16 protein-coding genes are annotated in these 15286 nt (G+C 66.3%); 4 read left to right on the forward strand and 12 right to left on the reverse strand.

Going from position 1 to position 15286, the window contains the following annotated elements:
• From flgK to flgB, 10 genes are all read right to left on the reverse strand, one after another.
• On the reverse strand, nucleotides 1-1920 hold the full coding sequence (gene flgK / locus BM115_RS16215) for a flagellar hook-associated protein FlgK (protein WP_092295809.1): 1920 nt from the start codon (nucleotides 1918-1920) through the stop codon (nucleotides 1-3).
• A gap of 253 nt (nucleotides 1921-2173) precedes the next feature.
• The gene (gene flgJ, locus BM115_RS16225) at nucleotides 2174-3187 is read right to left on the reverse strand and encodes a flagellar assembly peptidoglycan hydrolase FlgJ (RefSeq protein WP_092295815.1); all 1014 of its coding nucleotides are present in this window, start codon (nucleotides 3185-3187) and stop codon (nucleotides 2174-2176) included.
• On the reverse strand, nucleotides 3187-4380 hold the full coding sequence (locus BM115_RS16230) for a flagellar basal body P-ring protein FlgI (RefSeq protein ID WP_092295818.1): 1194 nt from the start codon (nucleotides 4378-4380) through the stop codon (nucleotides 3187-3189). Before BM115_RS16230 ends, flgJ begins: the two co-directional genes overlap by 1 nt.
• 7 nt (nucleotides 4381-4387) lie before the next feature.
• Nucleotides 4388-5086, reverse strand: a complete 699-nt coding sequence (flgH, locus tag BM115_RS16235) for a flagellar basal body L-ring protein FlgH (RefSeq protein ID WP_244844726.1) — start codon at nucleotides 5084-5086, stop codon at nucleotides 4388-4390.
• A gap of 11 nt (nucleotides 5087-5097) precedes the next feature.
• Nucleotides 5098-5883 carry a flagellar basal-body rod protein FlgG gene (flgG, locus tag BM115_RS16240; RefSeq protein WP_092295824.1) on the reverse strand — a complete coding sequence of 262 codons (786 nt, stop codon included), beginning with the start codon at nucleotides 5881-5883 and terminating at the stop codon, nucleotides 5098-5100.
• Between the two features lie 36 nt (nucleotides 5884-5919).
• Nucleotides 5920-6663 (reverse strand): flagellar basal-body rod protein FlgF, encoded by a 744-nt coding sequence (gene flgF, locus BM115_RS16245; RefSeq protein ID WP_092295826.1) that lies wholly within the window; start codon nucleotides 6661-6663, stop codon nucleotides 5920-5922.
• 31 nt (nucleotides 6664-6694) lie between these two features.
• Nucleotides 6695-7918, reverse strand: coding sequence for a flagellar hook protein FlgE (flgE, locus tag BM115_RS16250; RefSeq protein ID WP_092295829.1), 1224 nt, complete (start codon nucleotides 7916-7918; stop codon nucleotides 6695-6697).
• A gap of 74 nt (nucleotides 7919-7992) precedes the next feature.
• On the reverse strand, nucleotides 7993-8655 hold the full coding sequence (gene flgD, locus BM115_RS16255; protein WP_092295833.1) for a flagellar hook assembly protein FlgD: 663 nt from the start codon (nucleotides 8653-8655) through the stop codon (nucleotides 7993-7995).
• A 45-nt stretch (nucleotides 8656-8700) separates the two neighbouring features.
• Nucleotides 8701-9108, reverse strand: coding sequence for a flagellar basal body rod protein FlgC (flgC, locus tag BM115_RS16260; protein WP_092295836.1), 408 nt, complete (start codon nucleotides 9106-9108; stop codon nucleotides 8701-8703).
• Between the two features lie 12 nt (nucleotides 9109-9120).
• Nucleotides 9121-9528, reverse strand: a complete 408-nt coding sequence (gene flgB / locus BM115_RS16265; protein ID WP_092295839.1) for a flagellar basal body rod protein FlgB — start codon at nucleotides 9526-9528, stop codon at nucleotides 9121-9123.
• Between the two features lie 288 nt (nucleotides 9529-9816).
• Here flgB and flgA point away from each other — a divergent pair, with 288 nt between their 5' ends.
• From flgA to BM115_RS27305, 4 genes are all read left to right on the forward strand, one after another.
• Nucleotides 9817-10554 carry a flagellar basal body P-ring formation chaperone FlgA gene (gene flgA / locus BM115_RS16270; protein ID WP_092295842.1) on the forward strand — a complete coding sequence of 246 codons (738 nt, stop codon included), beginning with the start codon at nucleotides 9817-9819 and terminating at the stop codon, nucleotides 10552-10554.
• Between the two features lie 184 nt (nucleotides 10555-10738).
• Nucleotides 10739-11056, forward strand: coding sequence for a flagellar biosynthesis anti-sigma factor FlgM (gene flgM, locus BM115_RS16275; RefSeq protein ID WP_092295845.1), 318 nt, complete (start codon nucleotides 10739-10741; stop codon nucleotides 11054-11056).
• 9 nt (nucleotides 11057-11065) lie between these two features.
• The gene (locus BM115_RS16280; RefSeq protein WP_092295848.1) at nucleotides 11066-11527 is read left to right on the forward strand and encodes a flagella synthesis protein FlgN; all 462 of its coding nucleotides are present in this window, start codon (nucleotides 11066-11068) and stop codon (nucleotides 11525-11527) included.
• A gap of 172 nt (nucleotides 11528-11699) precedes the next feature.
• Nucleotides 11700-11870 carry a hypothetical protein gene (locus BM115_RS27305; protein WP_177219943.1) on the forward strand — a complete coding sequence of 57 codons (171 nt, stop codon included), beginning with the start codon at nucleotides 11700-11702 and terminating at the stop codon, nucleotides 11868-11870.
• Nucleotides 11871-12026: 156 nt separating this feature from the next.
• Here the strand turns inward: BM115_RS27305 and BM115_RS27400 are convergent, their stop codons facing one another.
• Both BM115_RS27400 and BM115_RS16290 read right to left on the reverse strand, forming a co-directional pair.
• Nucleotides 12027-12212, reverse strand: a complete 186-nt coding sequence (locus tag BM115_RS27400) for a hypothetical protein (protein WP_218158038.1) — start codon at nucleotides 12210-12212, stop codon at nucleotides 12027-12029.
• 199 nt (nucleotides 12213-12411) lie between these two features.
• A complete protein-coding gene (locus BM115_RS16290) occupies nucleotides 12412-15210 on the reverse strand; it encodes a type VI secretion system Vgr family protein (RefSeq protein WP_092295851.1) in 2799 nt (932 codons plus the stop codon).
• Nucleotides 15211-15286 lie beyond the last annotated feature (76 nt).

Consider the following 15286-nt stretch of genomic DNA (forward strand, 5'->3'; position numbering starts at 1 on the left):
TTACGCGCCGATGCCGATGAGGGTGTCGAACAGCGTGCTGGCCGTCTGGATCACGCGTGCGTTCGCCTGGTACAGCTGCTGGAACTTGAGCATGTTCACGGTTTCCTCGTCCATGTTCACGCCCGAGACCGACTGCTGGGCCACATAGATCTGGTTGGTGATGCTGTCCTGCGAGGTCGAGGCGATGGTCGCCGACTTCGTCGCGCTGCCCACGTCGTTGACCAGCTGCGCGTAGGCGTCGTTGAAGCTCGACGTGCCGTTGATCGTCTTGGCCGTCTGCAGCTTGGCCAGCGCCAGCGCGTTGCCGTTGTCGGCCACGGCGCCGGTGTTGTTGGCCAACGTGAAGGTGTCGCCGTTATTCGGCGCGCCGTTGAACGTGAACGTCATGCCGTTGAAGGTCACGTCGGTGCCCGTGCCGTTGGGCGCGGTGCTGGTCGGCACGACTGCCGCGCCCAGCGCGTTGGTGAACGTGTAGGTGCCCGTGCCGCTGTTGTAGGTGGCCGTGATCGGCGCATTCGCCAGCAGTGCAAAGCCCTGCGCCACATTGGTGAGCTTGGCGGTGCCCGTGCCGGTGTTGTTCTTGTTGACGTCCGCGCGCGCCGGGGAAGCCGCGGCTACCTTGGCAGGGTCGGTGATCAGCGTCCCGAAGCTGGCGGCGGCGTTGCGCGTCGGCTGGATCTGGAACGAGTCGTTGGCGTTCATCGGCGCGCTGAGGCTGATCGAGACACCATCGACGACCATCGGCGTGGCGGCGGTCGGGGCGCCCGCCTGCGAGGCCACCACTTTGTTGTCCGAGAGGCGCGTCAGCGTGTAGTTGGTGCCATCGAACTTCAGCGCGTAGTCGCTGGTCGTCAGGTTGCCGGCGTTCGTGATGGTGGCCGAGGCGATCGCCGCCGAGGTGTTGTTCTTGTTGGCGTAGACCACCGGCGAGCCCAGCGAGAACATGTCCGTGCCGATGGCGCCGTTCAGGTCGATGCCCAGCTTGTGCTGGTCGTTGAACGTCTGGCCGATGGCCAGCGAGAGACGGCCGATGGCGTTCTGCGCCGGCTCCAGGGAGTCCGAGCGGAACTTCAGGATGCCGCCGAGCGAGCCGCCCGTCACCGAGCCCTCGGGGGCTTCGATGATGTTGCCGCTCAGCAGCGTGTAGCCCACCGTTGTGCGGCCGGGGTCGGTGGCCGAAGGCTGCGCCACCATGTCGTACGAATCGCTGCCCATGACCAGCGGCTGGCCGTTGCCGACGAACACGTTGTACGTGCCACCGTCCTGCACCACCACCTTGGCGCCGACCAGTTCGGTCAGCATCGCCACGGCCTGGTCGCGCTGGTCGAGCAGATCGTTCGGCGGCTGGCCACCGCCGGCGGCGGTCATGCGCGTGATTTCCTTGTTCAGGTTCGCGATCTGCTTGGTGTAGTCGTTGACCTGCGTCACCGTCGACTTGATCTGCGTGTTCAGGCCGTCCTGGAGCTGCTTGAAGTAGTCGCTGGAGGACTTGATCTGGCCGGCCAGCGCCTGGGAGGCCGAGAGCAGGCTCTGGCGCGCGGCGGTGTCTGCCGGCGTGTCCGACACGGCCTGCACGGCGGCGAAGAACTTCTGCATCAGCGGCGAGAGGCCACCCTTCTGGTCGGCCAGCAGGTTGTCGATCTGCGAGAGCTGGTCCGCGTACGTCGCCAGCTGGGCGCTGGCCGACGTGGCACCACGCAGCTGCCCGGTCAGGAAGCTGTCGTACACGCGCTGCACGGTAATGGTGTTGGAGCCCTGGCCGTAGAAGCCCGAGCTGGTGTACTGGCCGCCCGCCGACGCGATGATCGTGTTCTGGCGCGTATAGCCCGCGGTAGCTGCGTTGCTGAAGTTGTGGCCGGTCGTCGTCAGCGCGTTCTGCGCCACGTTCAGGCCCGAAAGACCGATATTAAAGAGAGACATGTGTCTGACCCCGGATCTGTTGGTAGCCTTCGGCGTGCGGCCGGCGGCGGTGGATGAGCAAGTTAACGGCGCGAACCACGCGGGACTTTAGCGTCTCATCGGCCATTTCCACGTGTTGGCCGGCGCGCATGTTGTGAGCGATCACTTGCGTGAAGACGTAGTCTGGAAGCGCCAAAAGCGCGACCGAAAGCGGGCCGCGCGAAGCGTGGGACGGGAGATTGGGCGGCGTATGCGTTGCCATGCCGCCCATCCGTCAGGTCGAAACCTTCTTCATGATCCGGACCAGCTTCTCGCCGTAGGCCGGATCGGTGGCATAGCCGGCGCGCTGCAGGCCATGCGCGGCTTCTTCCGCGCTGTTGGCGGCCACCACGCCCGCGTAGCGCGAGTTGGTGGTCAGCAGTCGCGCGTAGTCAGCGCACGCTTCGTCGTAGGAGCCGTAGGCACGGAAGCGGGCCCGCACCTTCTGCGGCTGGCCATCGACATATTCGGTGGTCAGCACCTCGGCGGTCGGCCCCTTCCAGTTCGCGCCGGCCTTGATGCCGAACACGTTGAAGGTGGTGGAGCCATCCGGGTTGGTGATCTCGCGGCGGCCCCAGCCCGATTCGAGCGCGGCCTGGCCGACGATCAGCTTGGCCGGCACGCCCGAGGCGCGCGAGGCGGCCATGGCCGGCGCGGCCAGCCGGTTGACGAAGTTGCTGATGTGTTCGGGGGAGTCGTCCGGGAGCTGGCCCAGTTGCGACTGGCCGTTCTGCTGCCAGTCCGCCTGGCCCTGATAGTGGCGCACGCCGGCGGTGGGGTTCCACGCATTGCCGGGCAGCACCGTGCCGATCGGCGGCGGGCCGTCGGCGTCGGTGGCGCCCCGGCTGTCCAGCAGGGCCGCCATCTGGCCATCCTGCGGGCGCCCGCCCACCCCGGGCGCGGCCATGGTGTCCGGCAGCTGCGTGCCCGTGGCACGCGCCAGCTGGCGGATCATCACATCGGCCAGGCCAATGCCGCGCGAGGACAGCTGCTGCGAGAGCTGCTGGTCCATCATCGACATGTAGAGCTTGGTCTGCTCGTTGTCGAACATGCCGTCCTGCGGCGTGGCGTCGCGCATGCTCTTGAGCACCATCTGCGTGAAGACGGCCTCGAACTGCTTGGCGGCCGCCTGCAGGGTGTTCTGGTTGTTGCCGGCGCGAGCCTGGTTCTTGAGCGCCTCGAAGCCCTGCGTATCGAGCGCGAAGCGCTGCGAGACGTCGGTCTTGGAGGAAAGCGTGGCGCCCGACATCAGATGATCTCCAGTTCCGCGCGCAGCGCCCCGGCGGCACGCATGGCCTCGAGGATGGTCTGCAGGTCGGCCGGCGTGGCGCCGAGCGCGTTCAGGCCCTTGACCACCGCGGCGAGCGAGGCGCCCGCCTTGACGATCTGGAGCGAGCCGCCACCCTGCTTGAGGTCGATCTGCGACACCGGCGCCACCACGGTCTGGCCGTTGCTGAACGGCGCCGGCTGGCTGATCACCGGTTGCGTGTTGATCACCACCGACAGGTTGCCGTGCGCCACGGCGCAGTCTTCCACCGTCACCGCCTGGTTCATCACGATGGAACCAGTGCGGGCGTTCAGGATGACCTTCGCGGCTGCCTTGGCCGGGGTGACGTCGAGGTTCTCGATCCGTGCGAGGAAGCCCACGCGTGCCGTCGGCGCCTGCGGGGCGCGCACCTGCACCACGCGGCCATCCATGGCGGCGGCGGTGCCGGGGCCGAGGTTGCGGTTGATGGCGTCGACCACGCGCTCGGCGGTGCCGAAATCCGTATCCTTGAGTTCCAGGTTCATGTAGCCGCCTTCGGGCTGGAAGGCCGCGACGGCACGTTCCACCACGGCGCCGTTGGCGATACGCCCCACGGCCAGCTGGTTGATCTGGACCTTGCTGCCGTTGGCCGACGCGCCCGCGCCGCCCACCAGCATGTTGCCCTGCGCGATGGCGTACACCTGGCCGTCGGCGCCCTTGAGCGGCGTCATCAGCAGCGTGCCGCCGCGCAGGCTCTTGGCGTTACCCATCGACGAGACCACCACGTCGAGCTGGCTGCCGGGCTGCGCGTACGGCGCCAGCGTGGCGGTCACCATCACGGCGGCCACGTTCTTCAGCTGCATGTTCTTGCCGGCGGGCAATGTCACGCCGAGCTGCGAGAGCATGTTCGTAATGCTCTGCGTGGTGAACGGCGTCTGCATGGTCTGGTCGCCGGTGTTATCCAGCCCCACGACCAGGCCGTAGCCGATCAGCGGATTGTCCCGCACGCCCTGGAACGTGACGAGGTTCTTCAGGCGTTCCGCATGCGCCGTGCCGGCGCCCACCAGTCCGAAGACCAGCGCGAGCGCGAGCAACAGGCGCGGAAGAGAGACCGCGCGACCCCAGCGGGTAGGAAGGCCGGGCGGGGTGCCCAATAGCGAGCCTGGCTTGTGGAAAGGCATCGGAGGCAGAAACATGGCGGGATCAGAACGGTAAGACATTGAGGAAGAAGCGCTGCAGCCAGCCCATGTTCTGCACTTCGTCGATGTATCCCTTGGCGGTGTACTCGATCCGTGCATCCGCCACCTGGGTGGACGGCACTGCGTTGTCGCCGGTGATCGTGCGCGGATTGACCACGCCGGAGAAGCGGATGAACTCCGCCCCCTGGTTGATGGCCATCTGCTTTTCTCCGGACACCACCAGGTTGCCGTTGGCCAGCACTTCCAGCACCGTGACGGTGATGGTGCCGTTGAAGGTGTTGGCGGCGGTGGCGCCGCCGCTGGCCTTCAGGGCATTGCTGCCGTTGACATCGGCATTCGACCTGGCGCTGAACAGCCCGGCCAGCGCACGCGGCACGGCGTCGAACGACAACGTCGTGCTGCCCGTGCGGCTGGCATTGGTCCCGGAGTTCTTGCTGGCGTTGACGTTCTCGCTGATCACGATGGTCAGGATGTCGCCAACGTTACGTGGCCGCCGGTCCTCGAACAGCGGATTGCCCGCGTAGGACGAGGCGAAGATGGAACCCGTGGGTGCGCCCACGGCGCGCGGCTCGGCGCGTGCCGTGGTGGGCGTCTGTACGAGGGGCTCCTTCGGCATCAGTGCGCAGCCGCCGCTCGCCAGCACGGCCAGGCCGGCAAAGGCGTACAGGGCAAACACACCGAGGCGATGCAGCTTGGCGGCCATGGTCACTCCCATCATCCCATCTGGGTCAGGCGTTGCAACATCTGGTCGGACGTCTGCACTGCCTTGCTGTTGATTTCGTACGCGCGCTGGGTCTGGATCATGCTGACCAGTTCCTCGACCACGTTCACGTTCGACGCTTCAACGTAGTTGTTCTGCAGCGTGCCCGCGCCGTTCAGGCCCGGCACGGTGGTGTTCGGTGCGCCCGAGGCATCGGTCTGCGCGTAGAGGTTCTCGCCCAGGCTTTCCAGGCCGGCCGGGTTCGGGAACGTGGCGAGCTGGATCTGGCCGACGGTGGCGGCGTTGGTCTGGCCCGGCTGCATCACCGTGACGGTACCGTCGCGGGCCACGTTCACCGAGGTGTAGTTGGCCGGCAGCGTGATGGCCGGGTTCAGCACGAAGCCGCTCGAGGTCACCAGCTGGCCGTTCGGATCGACCTGGAACGAGCCGTCACGCGTGTAGGTGGTGGTGCCGTCCGGCATCGTCACCTGGAAAAAGCCCTGGCCGATGATGGCCACGTCGCGCGCGTTGCCGGTCTGCGTCGGGTTGCCCTGCGTGTGGATACGTTCCGTGGCCACGGGGCGCACGCCGGTACCCAGCTGCATGCCCGAGGGCAGCACGGTCTGGTCCGACGACAGCGCGCCCGGCTGGCGGATGGTCTGGTACATCAGTTCCTCGAACACGGCGCGGCTGCGCTTGAAGCCCGTGGTGGACACGTTGGCCAGGTTGTTCGAGATCACGTCCATCTGCGTCTGCTGCGCATCGAGGCCGGTCTTTGCAATCCAGAGTGAGCGGATCATGGTTTTCCTTCGAGTTCTGTGTCAGCGCAACGCGCTTCAGTTGTTGGACAGCAGCGCGTTGGCCCGCTGGTCGTTGCTATCGGCGCCGGTAATCATCTTCATCTGCATTTCGAAGCGGCGCGCGTTGGCGATCATGTCGACCATCGCCTCCACCGGATTCACGTTGCTGCCCTCCAGCGCGCCGGAGATCACGCGCACGGTGGGGTCCTGCTCCAGCGCGTTCACGCCGGGACGCAGGCGGAAGTAGCCGTCGTCACCGCGTGCCAGCCCTTCAGGCGGCGGCGATACCACGCGCAGCTTGCCGACCTGGGCCAGGCCATTGGCGGCCTCGCCCGGGCCACGCGCCACCACGGTGCCATCGGTACCGATGGATACCGTGGCGCCCGGCGGCACCGCCATCGGGCCGCCATCGCCCAGCACCGGCCGGCCGACCGAGGTCTGGAGCTGGCCGTCGGCCGAAATTTGCAGCGCACCGGCGCGGGTGTACGCCTCGGAGCCGTCGGGCATCTGCACCGCCAGCCAGCCGTTGCCTTGCAGGGCGACGTCGAGGTCGCGGCCCGTGTACGTCAGCGGGCCGGCCTTCATGTCGGCGCCCGGCGTGGAGGCCAGCGTGAAGGCGCGGGTCTGCGTCTCCTGCCCCACCACCGGTACAGCGCGATACAGGTTGATCTGCGCGCGGAACGCCGGCGTGGAGGCATTGGCCAGGTTGTTCGATACCGCGGCCTGTTGGTCGAGTATCTGCTTGGCGCCCGAGAGGGCGGTGTAAATCATGCGGTCCATGTCGGCGTTCCGGCGGAGAGATCAGCGTGGATCAGATGTTCACCAGGGTCTGCAGGACGGTGTCCTGCGCCTTGATGGTCTGCGCGTTGGCCTGATAGTTACGCTGCGCGACGATCAGGTTGACCAGCTGGCCGGACAGGTCCACGTTGGACTCTTCCACGGCGTTCGACTTCAGCGTGCCCATGGCGCCACCGGCCGTGCCGAGCAGTTCCTGGCCCGATGCGCCGGTGGCGGACCACACGTTGTCGCCTTCCGGCTTCAGGCCTTCCACGTTGCCGAACGTCGCCATGGCGATCTGGCCCAGCGACAGCGTCTTCTCGTTCGAGTAGGAACCGAGGATCGTGCCGTCTTCCTGCACCGAGAAGCCCAGCAGCGCGCCCGAGGCGTAGCCGTCCTGCACGATCTTCTTCGGATCGTTGTCCGAGCCGAACTGCGTGGAACCGGTCAGGTTCAGGTTGGCGGTCAGCGCGGCGGCGCCGTTGGCGGCCGGCAGTGCGAGCGTCGGGTTCGCCGGCGTCGTCGATTGCATCACGCCGTTGCTGTCGAAGGCCATCGAGACCGGCATGCCGGCCAGCGTGTTACCCGCGGAATCGGTCAGGTACATGTTCCAGTTGGTGCCGCCCGGCACGGTCGGCGCGGCAGCCGACTTGGAGAAATACGCGGTGACCTGCTGCTTGTTGCCCAGCGAGTCATAAACGCTGATCGCCGTGCTGTAGTTGAACATGTCCGAGGTCGGCAGCGCGCCCGGGGCGCTGGCGAAGGCCGTGGTCGGCACGGTGCTGCGCGAGTCGAGCTGGAACTGCGCCGTCACGGTCTGCGTGGCGCGCGGGGGCATCTGGGCGTTGCTGATGGTGATCGGCTGCGGGGCCACGCCACCGGCGGTGGTGCCAGCCGGGTAGCCCGTGACCTGCAGGCCCGTGGCGTTGACCAGGCGGCCATCGTCCAGGCGGTTCATCTGGCCGTTGCGCGAATAGAACACCGAGCCATCGGTATTGGTCAGGCGGAAGAAGCCGTTGCCGTTGCTGATGGCCACGTCCAGGTTACGGCCCGACGAGGCGATGTTGCCGTTCGTGAACGACTGCACCACGGCGTTCACGCGCGTGCCCAGGCCGATCTTCGAACCCGCGTACACGTCCGCGAACTGCGCGGTGGATTGCTTGAAGCCAACCGTGTTGGCGTTTGCGATGTTGTTGCCAATCACGTCCAGGTTGGACGCGGCGGCGTTCAGGCCGCTTACCCCTTGACCAAAACCCATGATTTTCCCCTAATAAGGCTGTCGTTCGTGAATTGCCCGCGCGTATGCCGGACCGGGTGATACGTAAAAGTGGATCAGGAAATGCGGCGCACGTCGTCGACGTTGGCGGTCTTGCCGTCGCCAAGTTCGACCAGCACGCCGGTGCTGTCACCGCTGATGGACTGGACCTTGCCGTAGACCAGCGCAATGGCGCTGACATCCTTGCCCTCGGCCGTGCCGGACACCTTGAAGGTGTACTCGCCATTGGCCACGGCGTTGCCCTGGTCGTTCTTGCCGTCCCAGGCGATGTCGTGCACGCCGGCGGTCTGGCCCTTCATGTCGATGTTGCGGACCACGTTGCCGTTCTTGTCGAGCACCTGCACGGTCACCGAGTCAGCCGTGGACGGCACGTCCACACCGATCTTGGTGGCCACGCCGTCTGCCACGGTGATCGCGTTGCCCGGCACCATCACGGTCTTGCCGATCAGGTTGGCGGAGTCCATCGCGCGGCTGGCCGCGGTCTGCGAGAGCAGCGCGGTCAGGGTCTCGTTCATCGTCTGCAGGCCGCTCACCGTGCTGATCTGCGCCAGCTGCGAGGTGAGCTGGGCGTTGTCCATCGGGTTGAGCGGGTCCTGGTTGTTCATTTGCGTCACCAGCATCTTCAGGAAGTTGTTCTGAAGATCTGCCGCGCTGGAGCTGCCGCCCTTGAGCGCGTCGTTGACGGCGGAGTTGCTGTTGACGGAAGAAGTGGTCGTCATGGTGTCGGTTCCGGCGGTTCCTGGAAGGATTCGAAAAGTTGTGGATTACTGACCGATCGTCAGCGTCTTCAGCATCATGGTCTTGGCGGTGTTGAGCACCTCCACGTTGGCCTGGTACGAACGCGACGCCGAGATCATGTTGACCATCTCTTCCACCGGGTTCACATTGGGCATCGTCACGTACCCGTTGGCGTCCGCCAGCGGGTGCGACGGGTTGTGCACCATCCGTGCCGGGGCGGCGTCTTCCATGACGCCGGCCACCTGCACGCCGCCCACATCGGACTGGCCGGGCGTGGGCGCCATCTCGAAAATCACCTGCTTGGCGCGATACGGCTGGCCGTTCGGCGCCACGGCGCTGTCCGCGTTGGCCAGGTTGGAGGCCGTCACGTTCATCCGCTGCGACTGCGCGGCCATGGCGGAGCCGGCCACGTCGAAAATGTTCATGCTGGGCATGGTCGGTCCTGGTTAGCTCTGGATCGCCGACAGCATCGTCTTGATCTTGCTGCTCATGACCGTCAGGCCGGCTTCGAAATGCACCGTGTTGTCGGCGAACGCCACGCGCTCGGTGTCCATTTCCACGGTGTTGCCGTCCATGCTCGACTGCAGCGGAATGCGGTAGTCGAGGTCGGCGCTGCCCGAAGTCGGCGCCTGGCCCGGCAGATGGCGCACCTGCGTGGTGGAAAGCGTCATGCCTTCGCTCTGGCGGCCGCGCTCCACCGACGTCGCCAGGGTGCTGGCGAAATCGAAATCGCGTGCCTTGTAGCCCGGCGTGTCCGCGTGGGCGATGTTCGAGGCAATCACCGATTGCCGCTGGGTCCGGAGGCTCAGGGCTTCCTGCTGGAAGCGCAACGCCGCATCGAGTCTGTCGATCATGTCTGCCTTTCCTGCTCTGGCTTCAACTTCGGGGAGAAAACTGCCGTAGACCTGGGAATACGTATACGCATCCCGGTCGGGGGCTTCTTCAGGGTTGCCATCTTAGGGGCCGGCCTGTCACGCCAATCGTGCGAATAGGACCGAGAAATCCGCGCAATTCGCGCCGACCCTTCGCGCGAGGCTGCCTACAATTGCCCCACAGATTCGTTGTTGTATTTCCGATGTTGTGTGGCGACATCGCGCGGACCCGCCCGTGCCGCCGCCCCCATCCTTGCTGGGATGACCCCTATGAACCTCACTCGCCAGGCCGCCGCCGGGCTGATGGCGCTGGCCGGCTTCGCGCTGGCCCCGCCGTCCGCCGCCGCGCCCGCCCAGGTCACGCCGGTGGCGTCGCCGTCGGCTCCCGCCCCGTTTGCCGACGACCCCGTACGCGTGGTCGTCGAACAGTTCCTGCTGCGCCAGGCCTCCGGCCTGCCGGGCAAGGTCAGCGTGCAGGTGGTGCCGCCTTCGGGCGGCCGCGCGCCCGATTGCATCCTTCCCGACCCGTTCCTGCCGTCCGGCGCGGCCCCATGGGGCCGCGTGGCCGTGGGCGTGCGCTGCGGTGGCGACCGGCCCTGGACGCGCTACGTCCAGGCCCGGGTGTCGGTATTGACTGATTACTATGTGGCGGCCCGCGCGATGGCCCCCGGCGAGACCATCAGCGCCGCAGACCTCGAAATGCGCCAGGGCGACCTGGCCGCGCTGCCGCGCGCCGTTGTGACGGATCCGACACAGGTAGCCGGCGCCGTGGCAGCCAACCGCATCGCGGCCGGCTCGCCCATGCGCACCGATCTACTCAAGAAGTCGATTGCCGTGAAGTCGGGCCAGACCGTCAACGTGACCGTCGAAGGTGACTCGTTCCAGCTCACCAGTGAAGGCAAGGTGCTGGCCGATGCCGCCACCGGCAATTCGGTGCAGGTGCGTCTGCGCAACGGTCAGGTCGTCAGCGGCGTCGTCCGCAGCGGCGACACGATTGTCCTGCAGTAGCAAGCGGCACTTTTTTAACGGAAGAAGCCTGAAGTAGTCGCCTGGATTCCCGAGGAAGCAGGAAGTAAGAGCAGGCGTAGGCGGCGCGTGCGAGAATGCCGCCCAACCCTGATCAGGATGCAAAAACCCTAAAGTTCCGGGTGGAACATCCGATAAGCCAAGGGAACCCAGCAAGGATTTCACCGTGAAGATCAACCAATCCACTCCGTCCCTGCCCGCCGAAGCCGCGGCAACCGACAGCGCAGCCCGTCCGGCCGCCAACGGTGCCGCCTCGTCCGCGACTTCCGGCGCCCTGACCGGCGTGCGCGTCAGCCCGCTGACCGCGCAAGTACGTGAGATCGGTTCGCGCCTGGTCAATGAGACCGACGACGACATCGATACCGCGAAGGTCGAGGAAATCCGCCAGGCAATCGCGGAAGGCAGGATCAAGATCGATCCCAGCAAGATCGCCGATGGCTTGCTCGCTTCGCTGCGCGAGTTGAGCCAAGGCGAAAGCCAATAACTCCCTGACATGAGCCAAGCCCTGATCCAGACCCTGAAGCTCGAAGCTGACGCCATCGCCGCATTTGGCCGCACCCTCGCCGAGGAGCGCGACGCCATCAAACGCCAGGATTTCCAGGCGTTGAGCGAGCTGCTCAACCAGAAGATGGAATTGGCTCAGGGCCTCACGCGCGCTACCGCGGCGCGCGAGGCGCAGATGATTGCGCTGGGCCTGCGCGTGGGCCCGGCGGGCCTGCTCGTGGGCGGGCTGGTGGACGCGGACGTGACCGAAGCGTGGCGCAAGGTGGTGTTCTTCGCCAGCAAGGCCAAGGACGCCAACGCGCTGAACGGCGCCATCGTCAACGCCCACCTCGAATTCACGCAGGAAGCCATCCAGGTGCTGCGCCAGGGCGGCTCGGGCCCCAACGAGATGTATGGCCGCGACGGCCGCGCGCAGAACGCCGCAAGCGGCGTGAGCCTGGCGGCCGGCTGAGTTACATACGCATCACACCGCCGGTCCCAACCCGGCGGTAGTCAGAACCGGCCTACGCAAGGCTAGGTCATCGACCGATCCCGGCCGGCAGGCACCTTGCCTACATTGACAGACAGGCGCATCCGCACGACACGCGCGGATGCCACCACTTTCTGTCTGGGAGGTGTCACTCATGTCCTTCGCGCTCTATCTCATCGGGCTCATGCTGCTTGTCGGCGGCATCGCCTGGGGCCTCAGCATCGCTGGGTTGGCTCCGGTTTATATCGGTATTGCCTGCTTGGTGGTACTGGGCATTGGAGTGATGTCGGCGGTGTCGCGGACGCGAACTAAGGATCCGTCGTAGGGGTGTGTCCGTCCAGGCTGGCGCGTCCGTGAGGCGCGCTCGGCCCTATGTCGCGTCAGTTGCGATTGGAGACGTTGGCTCCCCAGAACCCGTGGCGTCAACGCACAGATTTTGTTTTAGCCGTTCTCATTGCAACCCAGGCCCGATTCGATAATTTCACTCCTCATCACTGAAGATAAAGTCGTCCGCTTCCAGGTTGTGATCAAGCCTGTACTGCTCCTCCCACTTCCAAAAATCTCCCGGGGGGTCCGAATCGACACCCCTGTGCCAATACTGCTCACCATGCGCCAGTAGCATCGCAAAGTGATAGTCCAGTTCGTGTGCACGCACGACAATGGCCATATATCTATCTAGAGCGTGTTCTACTAAGGGTGAGTCCAGGACAAGGGACTTGGCTTCCTCCTCCGACTTACCCGCATACTTCACCATGATGGCCTGGACTATTGCCACCCAGGTACGGAAGTTGAAAACAACACTCTCTCTATCGGGAAAAGTAATACGGAAAAACAGGCGAGAAATTGCAAATAGCGGGAGTGATGAGCTAGCAATGGAGCTGTCGCGCGCTCTGCAGCGTCTGGCCAAGCTCGCTGGCCCGGCTCGCGGCAGCGCGCACCTGTTCCGCGACAAGCCCGGCGGCGCTCTGGGCCACCGCACTGTCTTCCTCCGTTCGCGCCACGCGCGGTGGCCATTCCGGCTGGCCGACATGACTGGCCTCGACCCAGGTATCGGCGGGGTCCTTGCCGAAGCTCACCGTGGCAGGGCCCGGTGCGAGCCCACTGACCGCCGCGAAGCCCTGAGCGTTCAGCCGGCCGGCCACGGCCTTGCCCAAGGCATCCTCCACGCGGAACTCCCCGCCGATGCCGGTGTGGTTGGCGTAGCGGTTGAACAGTTCGAGATTGCCTTGCCCGGGCTTGCGCGCCGGCGGGAACGCCACGGCGCCGCGCTGCGCGGTGATCAGGGCATAGCTGGCGGTGCGAATGACATACGCGGCGCCCGTGCGATGCGTGATGCCGCCCGCGCCATAGGTGGTGCTGCTGCCGCCACCGCTGATGACGAGCTCCTGCCGGGCCGACAGCGTGATCCGGTCGGCGGTGGCTGTGATCCCGAGCCGGGCCAGCAGGTTGATGCTGTCGCGCAGCGCACGCAGGTCGATGTCGCCGCCGGCCGCCACCAGCCGCCACCCCATGCTCTGGATGAAGATCCGCATTCCCCGGCTCGCGCTGGCCAGCAGCCGCTTGCCCACGGCAAGGCTGGTATGCCCACCGCTGGTAAGCGCCAGATGCTCGCCCGAAGCGAGGTGCGTCGAGCGCGCCGTGGTGGCCTCGATGCCGACCGGGCTGGCCAGCACAAGGTGCGGCGCGGACAGTTCCGGAAAGCTGCCGGCATCCGCATTGGCAGTTCCTGTGCCGTGGATGTCCTCGTTTTGCTGCTGGATGGCGCGGGCCACTTCGGCGTGGTCGGCCTGGTCGGCCGCGTCCTGCGCCGCGTGCTGCTGCGCCAGTTCGGCCAGCGTTTCCTGCTGCGCGCGCGCCACGGCCAGCCGCTCCACGGTCTCGCCCATGTCCTTGTGATGCGCCCGGGCGTTGGCACGTCGCTCGGTGGTCAGCAGCATGCCGTGGGCGCGCACGACGCCCTGCCCGTCCGTGCGCAGCTCGAAACCCTCGCCCCGTTTGTCCTTGCGCCCGGCGCCGTGCAGCACGCGCGTCAGAAAGCCGAGGCCCAGCCACGAGGTCTGATGGCCGCTCTGCAGCTGGGTCTGGATTTCTCCCTGGGTATCGTCCTGGACAAAGGCGTTGGCCCGCTCGCCATGCAACTCCTTGCTGACAAAGCCGGATAGCGCGTGCTGCGCCGGCAGCGGCCACTGCGGCATATTGAGACGGTTCGGTACACGGCCGGTGACGATGGGACAATCGGGATCGCCATTCAGGTGCTCGACCACCACCTCCTGGCCGATGCGCGGCACGTGCACCGCCCCGAAGCGATTGCCCTGCCACGCCGAAGACACCCGCACCCAACATGAGCTGTTGGCGTTGCGCTGGCCGATCCGGTCCCAATGCATCTGGATACGGATGCGCCCGTACGCGTCGGTCCACGTCTCCTCGCCCTCCGGCCCGACCACCGTGGCGGTCTGCGGGCCGCTGGTGCGCGGCTTGGGCTGGGTCCGCTCGGGCCGGAACAGCACGTTCGTCGGCTGCGCCGTGAAGGCGACCTCGCAACGCCACTGCTGGCCCATGCCCGACACTTCGGGGACATCCTCGATCTCCAGATCGGTGCCGAGGATCAGGTACTCGCGATTGGCCTTGTCCTGGACAAAATGGCTCAGCTTGAACGTGCATCCGGGCACCATCGCGCGCACGTGGCCGCGTCCGCTCGCCCGACTGCCGTGCTGGCGGAGTGCCTCCATCCGCAACTGGGCGAGATGGCCGCCTTCGCGCCACGGGTCGTTGTCGGTGGCAGGCTGGCCATGGTCGCCCGGATATTCATAGATCTCTGCCTCGGCATGCGCGGTATCGAGCGGCGCCGCCGAGCGCACCGCCAGATCCGCGCCTGGCTTGACGAAATCGTAGTCGGAGCTGGCCCATTGGCCGGACACGAGGCGGTCGTGCAGCACGAACGCGTGCAGGCACTCCTCGTCGATGCGGTCCGCGCTGCGCTGCCAGCGAATGGTGTGGTAGGCGGGGCTGGTGTATGGCGCGAAGGCACTGTTGGCATCGGTCAGCACCAGCCGGTGCTTGCCATCGCTGTGCGCGATGTGCCAGGAAATGCCCCACTCCTGGGTCAGGCGCTGGAAGAAATCGAAGTCGCTCTCGCCGTACTGGACCTGGTATTCACGGCTGGGGTAGCGGCCCACGTCGAGGCGCCATTCGATGGGGAAGGTGTAGGCGGAGAGCAGCGCTTCGAGGATCCCGACCACGGTCTGTTGCTGAAAGACGCGGAAGTTCGTGGTCAGCGTGGCCAGCCAGAGCCACGGGCGCAGCGTCAGGCAGTAGGCGATCTGCCGGCCTTGCGGGATCGGGCCACGCACGTCGGTAATCAGCCCCGTGATCTCCCGCGTGCCCACGCCGGTGCGGCCAACTGGCCCGGTGCCGCTGCCATCGAGTTCGATGGCCACCGTCAGTTCCTGGCCGCGCAGGGCCTGCGTGTCGAGGTTCGCCGCCGGACCGGACGGCGCATACCGGGCGTCGGGCGTCTTCAGCTGCACTTCGTATTCGAACAACTCGCACAGCCGCTCCGTCCCGGACAACCGCGAGAACACCAGCGCCGGTGCACCCATCAACGTGGGCAGACCGGCGCAACGGACAGAGACGGTACGGGACGGCGACGGCGAGGGGTTGCGCATATCGGAGCATGTCGACACAGGATGAAGGCAAGGCGACGGCTGCATCGGCTGCTGCGCGGCGCAGCCAGCACAATGC

The organism is Cupriavidus sp. OV096 (genome assembly GCF_900115455.1).
Taxonomy (GTDB): Bacteria; Pseudomonadota; Gammaproteobacteria; order Burkholderiales; family Burkholderiaceae; genus Cupriavidus.

Bases quoted from the DNA above. Each gene is read 5' to 3' on its own strand.
- flgE (WP_092295829.1), bottom strand. From the start codon at position 7,918: ATGGGTTTTGGTCAAGGGGTAAGCGGCCTGAACGCCGCCGCGTCCAAC.
- flgB (WP_092295839.1), bottom strand. From the start codon at position 9,528: ATGATCGACAGACTCGATGCGGCGTTGCGCTTCCAGCAGGAAGCCCTG.
- flgD (WP_092295833.1), bottom strand. From the start codon at position 8,655: ATGACGACCACTTCTTCCGTCAACAGCAACTCCGCCGTCAACGACGCG.
- BM115_RS27400 (WP_218158038.1), bottom strand. From the start codon at position 12,212: ATGGCCATTGTCGTGCGTGCACACGAACTGGACTATCACTTTGCGATG.
- flgK (WP_092295809.1), bottom strand. From the start codon at position 1,920: ATGTCTCTCTTTAATATCGGTCTTTCGGGCCTGAACGTGGCGCAGAAC.
- flgF (WP_092295826.1), bottom strand. From the start codon at position 6,663: ATGGACCGCATGATTTACACCGCCCTCTCGGGCGCCAAGCAGATACTC.
- BM115_RS16290 (WP_092295851.1), bottom strand. From the start codon at position 15,210: ATGCGCAACCCCTCGCCGTCGCCGTCCCGTACCGTCTCTGTCCGTTGC.
- BM115_RS16230 (WP_092295818.1), bottom strand. From the start codon at position 4,380: ATGTTTCTGCCTCCGATGCCTTTCCACAAGCCAGGCTCGCTATTGGGC.
- flgC (WP_092295836.1), bottom strand. From the start codon at position 9,108: ATGCCCAGCATGAACATTTTCGACGTGGCCGGCTCCGCCATGGCCGCG.
- flgG (WP_092295824.1), bottom strand. From the start codon at position 5,883: ATGATCCGCTCACTCTGGATTGCAAAGACCGGCCTCGATGCGCAGCAG.
- BM115_RS16280 (WP_092295848.1), top strand. From the start codon at position 11,066: ATGAGCCAAGCCCTGATCCAGACCCTGAAGCTCGAAGCTGACGCCATC.
- flgJ (WP_092295815.1), bottom strand. From the start codon at position 3,187: ATGTCGGGCGCCACGCTTTCCTCCAAGACCGACGTCTCGCAGCGCTTC.
- BM115_RS27305 (WP_177219943.1), top strand. From the start codon at position 11,700: ATGTCCTTCGCGCTCTATCTCATCGGGCTCATGCTGCTTGTCGGCGGC.
- flgH (WP_244844726.1), bottom strand. From the start codon at position 5,086: ATGGCCGCCAAGCTGCATCGCCTCGGTGTGTTTGCCCTGTACGCCTTT.
- flgA (WP_092295842.1), top strand. From the start codon at position 9,817: ATGAACCTCACTCGCCAGGCCGCCGCCGGGCTGATGGCGCTGGCCGGC.